We start from the raw sequence: 15,212 nt of genomic DNA on the forward strand, positions 1-15,212 counted from the left end.
TTATTATAGGGCATCAGATGCTTTTTGTGTATAAAAAAATAAATGATGCCATTGAAGAATTTCTTCAACAACATCATTTATTGTAGAACCTAAAAGCACAAAAAAACTAGCCACCAAAACGGCAACTAGTTCTTATTTTTATGATGACTATACAAGTATCTGTATATCTGTAGCTCCCTTGCCACTTAGCTAATGCTTAAGGCAAGACTACACCACCTAATAGATAAATGAAAATTATTCTTCTTCATCTGCTAGGAATGTGTTTAATACTTCTTCAACCATATCCCATTCTTCTTCAGTTTCGATTGGTAGTAATTCACCTTCCATACCTTCTTCGCTTTCAACGTATGAGAATGCTTGTAATTCTACGTCTTCGTCTTCTGGAATACCAGCTGGGTATAGTAATACGTATGATTTACCGAAGTCTTCTGATTCAAAAGTGAATAAGATTTCGTGTAAGATTTCATTTCCTTGTTCATCAATAATTGTTACGTGATCATGTCCATGTTCGTGATCGTGGTTGTGGTTATGTTCTGACATAATAACACCTCTTCTTTTTATTTTATATTTTTTACAAAATACTTGGATGACTATCCAAATAATTCTGCAATAAAATCACTGCTGCTAGCTTATCAATTACTTTTTTACGCTTTTTACGAGAGACATTCCCTTCATCCACTAGCATCCGTTCTGCTTGGACAGTTGTTAAGCGCTCATCCTGGTAATCAATTTCGATATCAATTAATTCTTTTAAGCCGTCTGCATAAGTCATCGAAGCTTCTGCTCTAAAACCAATTGAATTATTCATATTCTTGGGTAAGCCTATTACCACTTTCGTTACTTCATATTCTTTGATTAATTCAAGAATACGATCATAACCATACTCTTCGTCCGCTTCACTAATACGAACAATTTCAATGCCTTGTGCTGTCCAACCCATTGGATCACTTACTGCAACTCCAACTGTCTTTGAACCAACATCTAATCCCATTATCCTCATTAGCAATCTCTACCTGTTGTACGAATATAATGGCGAATTAATTCTTCTAAAATTTCGTCTCTTTCATGTCTACGAATTAAATTACGTGCATCTTTATGACGTGGAATATATGCTGGGTCTCCTGATAACAAGTACCCAACAATTTGGTTAATTGAGCTATATCCTTTTTCATTTAATGCATCATAGACAATGGTTAATGTTTCTTCAACACTTTTTTCATCCTTATCATTAAACTTGAATAAGACTGTTTCATCTATTGAACTCATAACTGCACCCCTTCTCCTACTGATACTTATATTTTACTAGATATTAAGAAAAACTACAACAGAATTCGTAAGATATTAAGGAAACCTTTACTAATTATATAAGGTAAAATAGAGCGATTATATCGCTCTATTTTCCTTTGCTGTATGCTAATTAACGATTTTCTAACCAGTTTGTCACTTCTTGTAAAGCGTCTTTAATACCAGCTGGGTTTTTACCACCGGCTTGAGCCATATCTGGACGGCCACCACCGCCACCACCGATTTTTGGTGCAATTGCTTTGATTAAATCACCCGCTTTAATACCTTTAGCGACCGTTTCTTTATCAATAGCCACTAAAAGATTTGCTTTCTCACCTTGTGAAGTTGCGACAACTAAGATATCTGAAGCTTTTTTAGCTTTCCAAGTATCTGCTAATTGACGTAATTCATCCATACCTTTATTTGGTAAGTCAACAGTAATTAATGTTATATCCTTAACCGTTACAACATTATTAAAGACATCTGCTGTTTCTGATTTCATTAATTTTGCTTTTAAGCCTGCTACTTCATGTTGTAATTCTTTAATTTCTGCTTGTAAGTTAGTTGCACGTTCAGGAACGGCATCTAATTGAACTGATTTAACAATTCCAGCTGTTTCTTTTAATAGTGCTTCATGATTAGCTAATAATTCGTATGCTTCTTTACTTGTTACAGCTTCGATACGTCGAACGCCAGCACCAATACCTGATTCAGAAACAATCTTGAATAAGCCGATTTCTGAAGTATTATGAACGTGGATACCACCACATAATTCGATTGACCAGTTACCTGCATTAACAACACGTACTGTTTCACCATATTTTTCACCGAATAATGCCATAGCGCCCATTTCTTTCGCTTTATCGATAGTTGTTTCAACTGTTACAACATCTAAAGCTTCCCAGATTTTTTCGTTTACGATTTGTTCCATGCGTTGTAATTCTTCCGCAGTTACTTGACCAAAGTGGCTGAAGTCAAAACGTAAATATTCTGGAGCAACTAATGAACCTGCTTGATTAGCATGAGTTCCTAAGACATCTTTTAATGCTTGGTGTAATAAGTGAGTTGCTGCGTGGTTTTTAGTGATTTTAGCGCGACGTTTAGCATCAACGACTAATACGTATTCTGTTCCAACTGTCATATCTCCAATAACGTTTACTGAGTGCATTGGTTGACCATTTGGCGCTTTTTTAACGTCGATAACTTCAGCAACGATATGTCCATCAAGCGTTGTAATGTGACCTGTATCGGCTACTTGTCCACCCATTTCAGCATAGAAAGGAGTTTGTGTAAAGAATAGATTAGCTACATCGCCTTCTTGTAATGATTCTGTTGCTTTATTATCGCAAACTGCGGCATTTAATGTACCATTTGCAGTATCATGGTCATAGCCAACGAATTCACTTTCAACAGTAATCGATGTATATACTTCTGATTGAACATTCATTGATTCTGCTTGGTGACGAGCTGCACGCGCACGTTCACGTTGTTCTTTCATCGCTACATCGAATTCATCTTTATCGATTGAGAAGCCGTGTTCGCTAGCATATTCTTCTGTTAATTCTAATGGGAATCCGAAAGTATCATATAATTTGAATGCTTGACGTCCAGATACTACTTTTTCGCCTTTAGCTTCCATTTCAACCATAATTTCTTTTAATAATTCTAAACCACCATTAATTGTTTCATGGAATTTAGCTTCTTCAGCAGAGATAACTTTCTCAATGAAGGCTGCATTATCCACAACTTCTGGATAGAATTCCCCCATAATATTACCAATAACTGGTACTAATTTCGCTAAGAAGGCATCTTTAATACCTAATTTTTGTCCATGCATTACTGAACGACGTAGTAAACGACGTAAGATATAGCCACGGCCTTCATTTGATGGTAAAGCACCGTCACCAATTGCAAATGATACCGCACGAATATGGTCAGCAATTAATTTGAATGATACGTCTGTTTCTTTTGCAGTACCATATTTTTTACCTGATAAGTTTTCAATTGTTTGAATAATTGGCATAAATAAGTCTGTTTCAAAGTTAGTTGCTGTATTTTGCATTACGCTTGTTACACGTTCTAATCCCATACCTGTATCGACGTTTTTATGTGGTAATGGTTGGTAAGAATTATCTGGCATATGGTTAAACTCAGAGAATACTAAGTTCCAAATTTCTAAATAACGTTCATTTTCACCACCAGGGAAGTTTTCAGGATCATCTTCAGCAATATCTAAATACTCTTCACCACGATCATAGAATATCTCTGTATCCGGTCCGCATGGTCCCGCACCAATATCCCAGAAGTTATCTTCGATTGGTACTAAGTGAGTTTCAATAAAGCGTGGTTGCTTTTTCCAAATAGTAGGTGTAACAGTATCTTCTGGATAGTAAGTCGCATATAATAACTCAGGGTCAAAAGCTAACCATTCTTCTGATGTTAAAAATTCCCATGCCCAAGCAATAGCTTCTTCTTTAAAGTATTCACCAATTGACCAGTTTCCTAGCATTTCAAATAATGTGTGGTGACGAGCTGTAACCCCAACATTTTCGATATCATTTGTACGGATACATTTTTGTGCATTAGCGATACGTGGTGTATTTGGTACTTCTGATCCATCAAAATATTTTTTTAATGGTGCTACACCTGCATTGATCCATAATAATGTTGGGTCGTTAACTGGAATTAATGATGCACTTGGAATAATATCATGTTTTTTAGACTCAAAGAAATCTAAGTACATTTGTCTGATTTGACTACTTGTTAATTGTTTCATAAATTACCATCCTTATATATTATTTTATTAGTTTTAAGAACTAAGTCATAAAAATAAAAAAACTGCCCCATTGCACACAAGGGCGACATCATCACGGTACCACCTTGCTTACAATGAAACAGTTATGTTTTCATTATCTCTTAGTCCATTAACGCTGGAGACGTTTGTATTTCTACAAAATATATTCATCGGGAGCTAAATTTTTGGTGGCCATTTTCAGCAACTAGACCTCTCTGCAAGTTAAAAATTATCATCCGAATCTAAATTTCTCACCTAATTAGTATAAGTAAATCACTCACTAATGTCAATATTTTTCAGCTTTTTTTTAGATATATTAGTGAATGTGATTATTTTCAAAAACAAGCTCTATTTTTTGCCAAATATGTCATGGATTTAAGCTGATAAAATACTTAATAATCAACTTTTTGTCTATATTTCTACAATAACTATCACTTTTGAAAATAATTTGCTATAATAATTCCATCAATATTATAGGAGTTAAATAGATGTCAATTATTTTAGAAATTATTGTAAATATTAAATCTGGCAGCCATAAAGGGAAAACAATTCTTGGGAACTTACTTACTGCATGTGCACAAAAGAATATCCCCTATGAAGTTCATATCTCTGAATATGCTGGCCATACAACAAAATTAGTTCAAGAAGCTGTCGCAAAAGGCCTATCTAATAAACGAATTGTCATTATTGGTGGCGATGGTACATTAAATGAAGCTGTTACTGGACTAAAACAAATGAATGCCGATGTGCCGATTGCATATTTCCCTTCTGGTACAGGAAATGACTTCTCACGAGCTCTAGAAGTCGAACAAGAAGCTAATCGATTCCTAGACTTATTACAAGTAGCTAGTGTACATGAAGTTGAAATATTGGCTTATCATAATCATGCAACGAACGATAGAGGTTATGCTTTGAATTCATTAGGGATTGGTTTTGATGCATTAATTTGTCAATTAACAAACTCTTCGAAAAATAAAGGGAATTTAAATAAATTCGGACTAACTAAATTATCCTATGTTCGCAATATTATTGCTGCCTTTAAACAAAAAGAGACTTTTTCAGCCATTATTACTACTAATCATACCGATAGCTATCATTATGATAATATTTTACTTCTAGACTTAATGAACCATCCTTATTTTGGTGGAGGAATTAAGTTTGATCCAGAATCCTTACCGAATAATCATGAGATTGGTATTGTCGTAGCTCATAGCGTAATTGCCAAAGAATTCATTCAAGTCTTTCCACGTATTTTAAGTGGTGGAAATCATTTTGGTATTACGGAATCTTTCACAAGAATTCCAGCTACTAATGTTCGCATCCAAATTGAAAATTCACAAATCATTCAACGTGATGGCGAAATCTACCAACCACAGACGATTGATTTAGAAGTCCAATTAGAAACCCAGAAATTTTGGTTAATTCAAAAAGAAGCAGTCAGTACCCATTAATGGTCGACTGCTTTTTTATTATCTAATTATCTATTTGGCGACATTTTTTTCGTTGTGAAATCTTCCGTCTATGTTGGTGACTGCTATTTGCACCGTGAGAACATCCTTCTAGCCTTATGATACTTTAGGAGTTCCTTCCTATTTTACAATATTGATTTCTGGCAGATTAATTTTTTCGTCGGCTAATGAGAGATTAATGTGACAATAGCCTTGGGGATGTTTAGCGAGGTAGTCTTGGTGATACTCTTCTGCTATGATAAAGTTCTTAAGGGGGTCTAGTTCTACTTGGATTGGTTTGGTATATTTTGTTTGTTCGGCTTCCATGTAGGCTTTTGTGATTTTTTCTTGTTGTTGTTCAGTGTAATAGATACCGGTACGATATTGTCGTCCAGTATCGCCACCTTGTTTGTTAAGGCTTAGCGGATCAATCATTCGGAAATAATGTGCTAGAATACTTGTTAGGTTGATTTGCGTACTATCATAAGACACTTCGACTGCTTCTGCGTGATCTGTCTCTGCGACGCGTTGGTAATTGGTGTGTTCAGTTTGACCATTTGCATATCCCGCCACGACTTGTTTGATACCGTCGATCCGCTTGAAGTAGGCTTGGCTCCCCCAAAAACATCCTGCTGCTAAATAGATTTTCTTTACTTCTGTCATATCATTTCCCTCCAATTTGTCTGATTCTTTACGCAATGATACTATATCCTGTTTCTGTTATCATATCAAAATATTTGCCTAAAGCTACGCTAATCCTATCTTCTAAGTTAGACTCCCAAAAACATTAGATGACACAAAAACACAGCAACTATGTGGGAGTTACTGTGTTTAGTGGATGATGGATTTTAGTATTTTTTAGTCGTGATAATAGCCTTCACACCATAATTGTAACTCTTTATCAAAGAAGTTGGGGTTATTATGTTGTTCAGGATTATCTTGTTCTAAGTCACTAATTTTTTGGATGATTTGTTTATTTTCTTCTGTTGGTTGATATTCTGTTGTAATGAATGTTTCAATGATTTCTTGGGCGATATGCTCTCCCACTACTGCTCCACCAACACTTATGATATTGGCATTTAATTCTTGACGGACATATTTGGCTGTTAGTGGATCACTTACTAATGCAGCACGAATTCCTTGATTTTTATTGGCTGCAGTTGAGATTCCTACCCCCGTTCCACAAATTACCACACCAAAGTCTGCTTCTCCATTACGTACTAAATCAGCTACTTGTAACCCGTAAATTGGGTAGTGTGTTCTAATGTGATCATGTGTGCCAACATCAATTACTTGGTAGCCTTTATTTTTCAAAAAATCAACAATTCTTACTTTATAGTCTGTTACGATATGATCATTTCCAATTGCGATAATCATCTTTATTTCACCTTCCTTAAATTTAATATAGTTTTTCTAACATATCCAAACGAATTTGGTGGCGACCTGCTGCATATTCAACTCCTAAATATGTATCAACTAATGATTCAGCTAATCTCTTGCCGACTAATTCTGCTCCAATTGCAATAGCTTTTGCCCCATTATGTTCGGTTGTCATATGAGCTGTACGTTCTTCACGCACATTGGCTGTGACCATGCCATGGATTTTATTACTTGCTAATGCGGATGGAGCACCAAATGCGTCAAACATAATGCCACGTTCTGCTTGACCAGCTAAGACCAGACGTGAGACTTTTTCGGCAGAATCCACAAAATCTTTTGCTGGTTCTTCGGTTAAATCTAATAGTTCTAAGCCTTTTTCTGTTAGGTATTTTTTGATGTGTTCTTTTAATGCAAAGCCTTTCTTATCTGATGCGATTGCAATCTTCATAATAATCTCTCCCTTTTTTGCTTGTTTTTTTAATTTTTTAGCTAAATTTGGCATATATAAAGGCCCAGCACGAATACTGAACCTTTAGCTATTTTATTTTTGTTTTGCTTGTTCTTGATAAATTTGGTTACGTTTTTTCATTTCGTGTGCATACCACATAAAGATTAATGTATAGGCAGCTAATGCTAATAAGGCATAGATTACGAATTTGATGTCGCCTTGTGAAGCGTTACCAACTAAGTACCCAAGCATTTTTTCGATAGGTCCTTCCATTGTTGTATGTGAAATCAAGGTTGTTGAGTCAATACCTGCTGGGAAAGCTCCTACTAATTTAGCTGTTTCTGTTACGAATGGCGCTGTTAATGTTCCTGCCCATAAGAATAGTGGTAATTCGATGGCACCGATAATGATCATGCGAATAATTTTACCGCGAGTAACCACTAATAAAGCTGGTGTAACACCCATTGCGATAATTCCGCCTAGTGGTAATAGTTTGTTGCCCGGTAAAACTAATGCTTCTAATAACATGATTGGTGCTAGGACATTTGCGGCAGCCCACATTTCAGCACGACCAGCGATGAATGGCCAGTCCAAACCGATATTTAAGCGTCGGCCTTCAAGTTTACTATTTGCAAAATTGGTAATCCCTTGTGATAAAGGCTCAACCGCTGCGATGAACCATGTACCAATTAATGAGAATAACTCCAAGCAGAATCCGGCTGTGAATGATAGCATGAAGATTTCTTTTGGTGATTGATGTGCTAATAATCCAACGAAGATTCCTAAATAGATACCGATGGCGAATTTACTACCCCAGAAGCCGATTTTCTTATTTAAAGTTGCAGCATCGAAGTCGTATTTATCTACCCATGGGAAGACTTTATCGAAAATTTTGTCAAATACCATCACGATTGGATTCATCATATAGTTCATATGTGTCGTAGTCATTGGGTTAGTCTCAGGTGTGCGATCCAAAATGTATGAGAATGTTGGGTGCATTAAGTCTGAGTTAATAATCTTCATCACACCGATAAATACTACTAATGCCGTTGCGATGAATAAGTTTGCTCCACAAAACATAGCGAACAATCCAACAAAGGCTAAGTGCCAAATATCAAAAATATCAACATCCAATGTATCTGTCTTATTAATACCCAACATAACAATATTGACAATTACCATAACCATTAAAAAGTATAATGTATATGGCGAACCCCAAGTGATTGTTGCCAGTGGTGCCCACCCAACGTCTGTAATTGACAAATTAATACCAGTTGACGTAACGAAGGCATTCAAAGCGTCTTGGAATTGAGAAGTTAAAATACCAATTACTGCCCCAATCGCTGTTAAGGCAATCGCTAATTTGATACCACCCTCAAGAGCTTTACTTAATTTCACTTTGAAAATAAGAGCCATAACCGTTAAAACAATCATCATTAATGGTGCTGCACCCAGTTGGATTAATGGGTTGAATAATGAATTGGCAAAATCAACAATCTGTGACATTATTTTTCACTCCTTTTTAATTCTTTTTTATTGTTCTAGATAATTAATTGCCTTTGTATAAATTGAATTAGTTCATGTTTTTAATTGCTTGTTCAACAGCGTCATATACTGGTTGCGCCATCATTGGAATACGATACAAAATTGGACCCGCATCGATAACTGGGATTTTCACATCGAATCCTAAATCAGTTTTGGCGATTGGTGCGAAGATATCATATTTAGCCATCATTTCTTCTGTAATATCTTTTACCATTACCGCATCAACCTGTACCTCAAAACCACGATTTACCATCTCTGTTTCTAAGGCATCTTTAATTTGATGACTTGAATTAACCCCTGCCCCACATGCTGCTAAAATCTTTATCATTATTTGTTCCTCCATTTCTTTTTTTATTATTTAATACCTTTACTTAAAATTGTATAAATCTCATCCTCATTTTCAGACTGTAATACTGTTTTTAGGACTTCAGTATCAGTCGTCGCGATGAAATTCATAATTTGTGCTAAAATATTTGCTTGGCCTGCTGGATCATTGTTCAAAATAATAAATAAAAACTGCGCATCTAAAACTTCCTGTGGCTGAATCATATTATGAAACTTTATCTGATGAGTTAACTTCACCGGGATAATGCGTCTCACCTTAACAAATTCAGCTTCAGTATGTGGCACTGCAATATTTGGTAATTCAGGGTTTACAACACTTAAATCCATACCCGTTGGAAATTCTTTTTCACGCTCTAAGACATGCTCAAAAAAATCTTTAGTTACTAAATCCGCCACAATTAATTGCTGACTAATTTCTTCAAAGACAGCTTGTAGAGTCATCTTATCTGAAATATAAATGGTCTCTTTATCAATTAATGGAACATTTTCACCACTCATAAACCTCTCTCCTTTTTTATTTTTGTTTGTTTTTGTTTGTTTTTGTTTTATTTACAAATGGATTATACACCTGATAAGAAAGCGTTGTCAATAGTGTTTTTTTATATAAACAAATCCGTCAAACGTTGATTTATCAATATTTTTATTGAATGAGTTTTATATTTTCCTATTGAAATATCATTCATTCAATAGTTTGTTTGAATTTTTTCAATACAAAAAAAGTGTTATTTTATGCAATATCTAACATAAAATAACACTTTTTCTATTTTTTTGTTTATTTTTTAAACAATAATTTTCGTGTAGGTTTCATAATGTGATATATTTTCTTCTGATAATTCTTGGTTAGTAATCACTTTATCAATTAAATCCAAATCATAAAATTGATAGAAGTCATTCCGATTGAACTTATATTTATCGGCAACAATAATCTTTTCAAAGGCATTATTTAAGGCAATTGCTTGAATCTGGCCTTCTTCGATATTGGCATTCATCACACTTTCATTGTAGATGCCATTAACCCCTACAAAGGCCTTAGTAAATTTCAAGTGGTTTAATGTTTCATTTGCTAGACTACCTACAAAAGATTGCGACTCACTGCGATAGATTCCGCCAATTAATAAGACTTCCACACCTAACTTTTCCCATGATTGAAAGACCGGTAAGCTATTGGTTATGATACGAACAGGGTAGACAGCTGGCGTGACATATTTAGCCATTAATTCCAAAGTCGTCCCTGGTCCAAGGTAGATGGTATCACCATGCTTAATAAAACTTGCCGCTATTTTTGCAACTGCTTCTTTTTCTTTTAAGTGAATCTCCATTTTTTGTAAATGTGTTAATTCCTCTTCTTCACATAATGTAATTTTTTGTGCTCCTCCATGAATACGAACTAACTTTCCTGCTTCAGCTAATTCATCCAAATCTCGGCGAATCGTCATATCTGACACTTCTAACTGATCAACCAAATCATTAATCGTGACAATACCAGATTGATTGACTTTTTCGATAATTGTTAAAATACGTTCTCTTTTTAGCATTTCTCTTCCACATCCTTTATCACTGATAGAACAAACAAAAACTTACATTACATATTTATAATATAGCACAAGTTTATTCAAATACAAACAAAAACTAAGTACCCCTCTAACAATAAGATACTAGTGGAATACTTAGCTCATTTATTATTTACTATTTATTCTCATGTAAAATTTTTGTAGCATTAGAAAAGCTCATAAATTCATGATTTGGTCGTTGGTGATCCAATTCATTTAAGAGATTAGTACTATTAGTGAAGTCAACACCTGCTTCATTGAGGTGAATAGGAGCTGTTTTGTATAATGCAATAGGCTCACGAACTGGCTTATGTTCTCTATTGGTATTATCTAAAATATATGGTTTGCAGGCTCTTCTAATAAAAAGTTTCTCATAAGCAAATCCCAAACAATGACTATCTACTAATTTTTCTCGTTGACTCATCATAAAAAACACCCCTTTATTAGTGAAAATTATCTCTAAAGTTTCAATAAGGGCTTCTCCCATGCAGACTCTCTTATGTACGTTTTTTAGAAATTCACAAAGTTTATCTGTATTTATCATAATACTTTTTGTAAGCGTTGACAATATATCTAGACTAGTTTCTGTAATTTTGATATTTTTGTCTAATCAAGTTATCATTTTGTACAAAAAATAAGCTAGCCTCATCAGACTAACTTGCTAATTGTTTTATTTAGACGCATACCATTGCTTCTACAAAGTCATGTGTGCTAACCCATACTTCTTGTTTATATGGATTGATGCCTAATTTTTTAGCACACTTAATAATTGAAGCAAATGCCACTACATTGACCACTAAGGCGATCATTGCTGATACACCCATAATAGTTGGATTTACTTCTGTTGGGTGAATACCCGCATTCATAAAGCCATCTTTATACATTACTGGCAATACTTGGAACGGCTCTGTATCTTGGAATAATGGAAAGACTTGTGCAAACATACACCAGACTGCTAAAATTGTTGCACGGTTGTGAACTACACACTAAGCTAAAGCTTCGGAGATTTCTTGGTACTATTTTTAAATTAAACCACCCTAATCAACATTAGTTATTGAAACTATTTTCACTACTTAGAATAAAAGATCCACTAAAAAGTACTTTTACGAATTCACTTAAAAAAAGCATAAAAAAATAGGACATAATCTTAATTATGTCCTAAAATCTACGTTCCAGAAGGGATTCGAACCCCTGACCGTTCGCTTAGAAGGCGAATGCTCTATCCTGCTGAGCTACTGGAACCTCAACTACAAGAACTATTATATCCTCTAATCGAAATAAAGTCAACAGTTTTTCGAAAGTTTTTTCAGTTTTTTCACTTTTTTAAAAAAATGGAACTAATTAGGAAATACCCAGTTAGTTCCAAAAAATTTTATTCTAAGAAATCACGTAATTGTTTTGATCGGCTTGGATGTCTTAATTTACGTAAGGCCTTTGCTTCGATTTGACGAATACGTTCACGTGTTACACCGAATACTTGACCCACTTGTTCTAAAGTACGGATTTCACCGTTTTTGTCTAGACCAAAACGTAAACGTAAAACATTTTCTTCACGATCAGTTAATTGTTCTAGCACTTCATCTAATTGTTCTTGTAATAATGCATAGGCTGTATGTTCAGCTGGACTTGTTGCATTATCATCTTCAATGAAGTCACCTAAGTGCGAATCATCTTCTTCCCCGATTGGAGTCTCTAATGATACTGGTTCTTGAGCGATTTTTAAGATTTCACGAACTTTTTCAGTTGGTAAGTCCATTTCAGCACCGATTTCTTCTGGTGTAGGTTCGCGGCCTAAATCTTGTAATAATTGACGTTGTACACGGACTAATTTGTTGATTGTTTCAACCATATGTACTGGAATACGGATAGTTCTTGCTTGGTCGGCAATCGCACGAGTAATTGCTTGACGGATCCACCAAGTTGCATAAGTTGAGAATTTGAACCCTTTTTCATGGTCAAATTTTTCTACGGCCTTCATTAATCCCATATTACCTTCTTGAATTAAATCTAAGAATTGCATACCACGTCCAACATATCGCTTAGCAATAGATACTACTAAACGTAAATTAGCTTCTGCTAGTTCTTGCTTAGCTTCTTCATCGCCTTCTTGAATACGAATAGCGATTTCTTTTTCTTCTTCAGCTGTTAATAGTGGTACTCGTCCGATTTCTTTTAGATACATACGAACAGAGTCATTAATTTTAACGTTAGAAGCGACTGCAGTTTCATCGGCTTTTGCTTTTTTATCTTTCTTTTCATCTTTTTCTTCAATTTCTTCTTTAACGCTTTGAGATTGTAATTGACGTGTTGTTGGTCCACCATCGATGTCAACAACGCTGATACCTGCATCCTCAAATTTTTGGATTAATTTATCCATACCTTCTGCATCTAATTCAAAAGGTTCTGCTACTTTTTCTGACAAATCATCATATAAAATTTGTCCAAAAATCTTTTTCTCAGCAATTAAAGTTGCTGTTACATCTTTTAATGTTTGGCCTTGTTCATTTTGTTTCTTTACCATTAAATGAATCCCCCATCCTATCCTTGTGTTGGTGTTTTTATTCGCATTTTTAATTGCTTTTGTATCGCTATCTGTTCTAACATTAATTCCTGTGCCAATGTTGTATCGCCTTGTGTTAGCGCTACTTGTAAATCGATTTTTACTTGTTGTGAACGCCTTAATAGCTTTTCACGTGTAGAAATATAGTAAGCTAATTCTTCTATTTCTTTACTTGTGCAATCTTCTGGCATATCTAACCATTCTAAGGACGCTACAATACTTTGCAGTTGTTCATCAACTAACATCGCCATAAACAGTCCTAATTCTACTTCATGATCATTATGCATTCTTAATTCTTGTAATAAATAATATAGCTCTTGAAATTCAGCATCATGAAAACTAAACTCATCATCATAAATAAATAAATAATTCCAGCTTTCAGGCGAATGTATTAAGCGATATAATAATTGTTTTTGCGGTATTTCAAGCATTGATTTTGGTTTATTAACCATACTAATAACTGGTTGTTCAACAACACTCGTCTTAGCCATCTGACGCTCTTGTTGCTTTTGATAATGCGCTAACCGTTCAGTAATAACTGCTTTCGATAGCGAAAATTCTCGTTCCAATTCACTCATCATTAAATCTTGTTCAATGGGTGATGTAATTCTACCGATTTCTTGGATTAATAATTCTATATAAGTGACTTTATCTTTTTCGACTGTTAAATTATACTGTGAACGATAATACCGTCTCCTAAACTGAAAGACTGTCTCACTATGATTATATAGCTTATCCTTATAGGCATCATTACCGTATTTTTGAATATATTCATCCGGATCTAATCCTTCTTCTAATGGCAATACTAGTACTTGCATATTTGAATATTGCTGAATTAACTCAATTGCACGATTCGTAGCATGAAGACCCGGCTCATCACCATCATAAGCGATTAATACTTTATCCGTCACACGATTCAAGATATTAATCTGTTCCTGTGTCAGACTGGTTCCCATTGAGGCGATTCCTTCTTTAACACCTGCCTGCCATGATGCAATAACATCCATATATCCTTCAAACAGAACTGCTAATCCATTCTTACGAATATGAGATCTCGCTTGATCAAAATTAAATAAAAAATTCCGCTTATTAAAAAGTTTTGTTTCTGGACTATTTAGATATTTTGCTTGGACATCCTCAGAAAATGATTGCTCAATCTCGTTCGTCTCATCCACTAATACCCTACCAGAAAATCCAATCACCTGACCACTTGCATCACGTAAAGGAATCATTATCCTACGAGAAAAACGATCCAAAAATTCATTCGTCTCTTCTCGATGAACAAATAATCCCGATTCAATCATATCTTCTTCTGAAATATTCAAACCCTTTACTTGATTCACTAATATTTCACGATTCTTAGGTGAGTACCCTAATCCAAACAACTTAATCGTCTCTTCTGTATAGCCACGATCAATTAAATATCTTAGTGCCTTATCCCCTCCATTTGTATGTTGCAAAATATGTTCATACAATGCTTGAGCTTCCTTGTGCGCCTGATACAAACCTTGATATTCTAGATGTTTCGTATTATTGGTGTTACCTTGACTAATATTTAATTCATAAGGTAAATGAGCAATATCAACTACTTTCTCAACCGCCTCAGGAAATGAAATATTTTCAACTTCACTTATAAATGAAAAAACACTCCCCCCACGTCCACAACTAAAACAATAATATAATTGCTTTTCTTCCGCCACCGAAAACGATGGAGTCTTTTCATCATGGAATGGGCAAAAGCCGAAGTAGTTTTTTCCTCTTTTTTTTAATTGAACATATTGACTAACAATATCAACAATGTTCACTTCATTCTGAATTTGAGAAACAACTTCATTTGGTACTGCATTTGCCATCTTAA

General features: G+C 34.8%; 15 protein-coding genes, 1 tRNA gene and 1 pseudogene. 1 reads left to right on the plus strand and 16 read right to left on the minus strand.

Translation table 11 applies throughout. The features are described from left to right. Positions 1-234 precede the first annotated feature (234 nt). The 4 genes from BMX09_RS05565 to alaS all read right to left on the minus strand — a co-directional run bounded on the left by BMX09_RS05565 (position 235) and on the right by alaS (position 4,060). Positions 235-540 (minus strand): DUF1292 domain-containing protein, encoded by a 306-nt coding sequence (locus tag BMX09_RS05565; protein ID WP_089746714.1) that lies wholly within the window; start codon positions 538-540, stop codon positions 235-237. Between the two features lie 31 nt (positions 541-571). Continuing rightward, positions 572-1,000, minus strand: a complete 429-nt coding sequence (gene ruvX / locus BMX09_RS05570; RefSeq protein WP_089746715.1) for a Holliday junction resolvase RuvX — start codon at positions 998-1,000, stop codon at positions 572-574. After that, positions 1,000-1,266, minus strand: a complete 267-nt coding sequence (locus BMX09_RS05575) for an IreB family regulatory phosphoprotein (RefSeq protein WP_089746716.1) — start codon at positions 1,264-1,266, stop codon at positions 1,000-1,002. Before BMX09_RS05575 ends, ruvX begins: the two co-directional genes overlap by 1 nt. 151 nt (positions 1,267-1,417) lie before the next feature. Further along, a complete protein-coding gene (alaS, locus tag BMX09_RS05580; RefSeq protein ID WP_089746717.1) occupies positions 1,418-4,060 on the minus strand; it encodes an alanine--tRNA ligase in 2,643 nt (880 codons plus the stop codon). Between the two features lie 506 nt (positions 4,061-4,566). Here alaS and BMX09_RS05585 point away from each other — a divergent pair. Continuing rightward, positions 4,567-5,529, plus strand: coding sequence for a diacylglycerol/lipid kinase family protein (locus BMX09_RS05585; RefSeq protein ID WP_089746718.1), 963 nt, complete (start codon positions 4,567-4,569; stop codon positions 5,527-5,529). 138 nt (positions 5,530-5,667) lie between these two features. On the opposite strand, the gene msrA is transcribed toward BMX09_RS05585, so the two are convergent. The 12 genes and pseudogenes from msrA to dnaG form a co-directional block, all read right to left on the minus strand. Beyond that, positions 5,668-6,189, minus strand: a complete 522-nt coding sequence (gene msrA / locus BMX09_RS05590) for a peptide-methionine (S)-S-oxide reductase MsrA (protein WP_089746719.1) — start codon at positions 6,187-6,189, stop codon at positions 5,668-5,670. Positions 6,190-6,384: 195 nt separating this feature from the next. Beyond that, positions 6,385-6,903, minus strand: a complete 519-nt coding sequence (gene lacB / locus BMX09_RS05595) for a galactose-6-phosphate isomerase subunit LacB (RefSeq protein WP_089746720.1) — start codon at positions 6,901-6,903, stop codon at positions 6,385-6,387. Positions 6,904-6,925: 22 nt separating this feature from the next. Further along, positions 6,926-7,354 carry a galactose-6-phosphate isomerase subunit LacA gene (lacA, locus tag BMX09_RS05600; RefSeq protein WP_089746747.1) on the minus strand — a complete coding sequence of 143 codons (429 nt, stop codon included), beginning with the start codon at positions 7,352-7,354 and terminating at the stop codon, positions 6,926-6,928. A 93-nt stretch (positions 7,355-7,447) separates the two neighbouring features. Then, positions 7,448-8,860: a PTS transporter subunit IIC gene (locus BMX09_RS05605; RefSeq protein ID WP_089746721.1), complete on the minus strand. Its 1,413-nt coding sequence runs from the start codon at positions 8,858-8,860 to the stop codon at positions 7,448-7,450. A gap of 67 nt (positions 8,861-8,927) precedes the next feature. Beyond that, positions 8,928-9,227: a PTS sugar transporter subunit IIB gene (locus tag BMX09_RS05610; protein ID WP_089746722.1), complete on the minus strand. Its 300-nt coding sequence runs from the start codon at positions 9,225-9,227 to the stop codon at positions 8,928-8,930. Positions 9,228-9,253: 26 nt separating this feature from the next. Beyond that, positions 9,254-9,742 carry a PTS sugar transporter subunit IIA gene (locus BMX09_RS05615; protein ID WP_089746723.1) on the minus strand — a complete coding sequence of 163 codons (489 nt, stop codon included), beginning with the start codon at positions 9,740-9,742 and terminating at the stop codon, positions 9,254-9,256. A gap of 281 nt (positions 9,743-10,023) precedes the next feature. Then, positions 10,024-10,779 (minus strand): DeoR/GlpR family DNA-binding transcription regulator, encoded by a 756-nt coding sequence (locus tag BMX09_RS05620; protein WP_089746724.1) that lies wholly within the window; start codon positions 10,777-10,779, stop codon positions 10,024-10,026. A 151-nt stretch (positions 10,780-10,930) separates the two neighbouring features. Further along, on the minus strand, positions 10,931-11,221 hold the full coding sequence (locus tag BMX09_RS05625) for a hypothetical protein (RefSeq protein WP_143054382.1): 291 nt from the start codon (positions 11,219-11,221) through the stop codon (positions 10,931-10,933). Between the two features lie 247 nt (positions 11,222-11,468). Beyond that, positions 11,469-11,762, minus strand: a pseudogene (locus BMX09_RS05630) (DUF5692 family protein); the annotation flags it as partial. A gap of 200 nt (positions 11,763-11,962) precedes the next feature. Continuing rightward, positions 11,963-12,036: transfer RNA gene (locus BMX09_RS05635), tRNA-Arg, on the minus strand. A gap of 130 nt (positions 12,037-12,166) precedes the next feature. Continuing rightward, positions 12,167-13,315 carry an RNA polymerase sigma factor RpoD gene (gene rpoD / locus BMX09_RS05640; protein ID WP_089746727.1) on the minus strand — a complete coding sequence of 383 codons (1,149 nt, stop codon included), beginning with the start codon at positions 13,313-13,315 and terminating at the stop codon, positions 12,167-12,169. Positions 13,316-13,332: 17 nt separating this feature from the next. Beyond that, on the minus strand, positions 13,333-15,207 hold the full coding sequence (gene dnaG / locus BMX09_RS05645) for a DNA primase (protein WP_089746728.1): 1,875 nt from the start codon (positions 15,205-15,207) through the stop codon (positions 13,333-13,335). Positions 15,208-15,212 lie beyond the last annotated feature (5 nt).

This window comes from Granulicatella balaenopterae (assembly GCF_900111135.1).
In the GTDB taxonomy this organism is placed as follows: Bacteria; Bacillota; Bacilli; order Lactobacillales; family Aerococcaceae; genus Granulicatella; species Granulicatella balaenopterae.

What these genes read in the sequence shown, in the direction of transcription:
- BMX09_RS05565 (WP_089746714.1), bottom strand. Translation starts at nt 540, where the DNA reads ATGTCAGAACATAACCACAACCACGATCACGAACATGGACATGATCAC.
- ruvX (WP_089746715.1), bottom strand. Translation starts at nt 1,000, where the DNA reads ATGAGGATAATGGGATTAGATGTTGGTTCAAAGACAGTTGGAGTTGCA.
- BMX09_RS05575 (WP_089746716.1), bottom strand. Translation starts at nt 1,266, where the DNA reads ATGAGTTCAATAGATGAAACAGTCTTATTCAAGTTTAATGATAAGGAT.
- alaS (WP_089746717.1), bottom strand. Translation starts at nt 4,060, where the DNA reads ATGAAACAATTAACAAGTAGTCAAATCAGACAAATGTACTTAGATTTC.
- BMX09_RS05585 (WP_089746718.1), top strand. Translation starts at nt 4,567, where the DNA reads ATGTCAATTATTTTAGAAATTATTGTAAATATTAAATCTGGCAGCCAT.
- msrA (WP_089746719.1), bottom strand. Translation starts at nt 6,189, where the DNA reads ATGACAGAAGTAAAGAAAATCTATTTAGCAGCAGGATGTTTTTGGGGG.
- lacB (WP_089746720.1), bottom strand. Translation starts at nt 6,903, where the DNA reads ATGATTATCGCAATTGGAAATGATCATATCGTAACAGACTATAAAGTA.
- lacA (WP_089746747.1), bottom strand. Translation starts at nt 7,354, where the DNA reads ATGAAGATTGCAATCGCATCAGATAAGAAAGGCTTTGCATTAAAAGAA.
- BMX09_RS05605 (WP_089746721.1), bottom strand. Translation starts at nt 8,860, where the DNA reads ATGTCACAGATTGTTGATTTTGCCAATTCATTATTCAACCCATTAATC.
- BMX09_RS05610 (WP_089746722.1), bottom strand. Translation starts at nt 9,227, where the DNA reads ATGATAAAGATTTTAGCAGCATGTGGGGCAGGGGTTAATTCAAGTCAT.
- BMX09_RS05615 (WP_089746723.1), bottom strand. Translation starts at nt 9,742, where the DNA reads ATGAGTGGTGAAAATGTTCCATTAATTGATAAAGAGACCATTTATATT.
- BMX09_RS05620 (WP_089746724.1), bottom strand. Translation starts at nt 10,779, where the DNA reads ATGCTAAAAAGAGAACGTATTTTAACAATTATCGAAAAAGTCAATCAA.
- BMX09_RS05625 (WP_143054382.1), bottom strand. Translation starts at nt 11,221, where the DNA reads ATGATGAGTCAACGAGAAAAATTAGTAGATAGTCATTGTTTGGGATTT.
- rpoD (WP_089746727.1), bottom strand. Translation starts at nt 13,315, where the DNA reads ATGGTAAAGAAACAAAATGAACAAGGCCAAACATTAAAAGATGTAACA.
- dnaG (WP_089746728.1), bottom strand. Translation starts at nt 15,207, where the DNA reads ATGGCAAATGCAGTACCAAATGAAGTTGTTTCTCAAATTCAGAATGAA.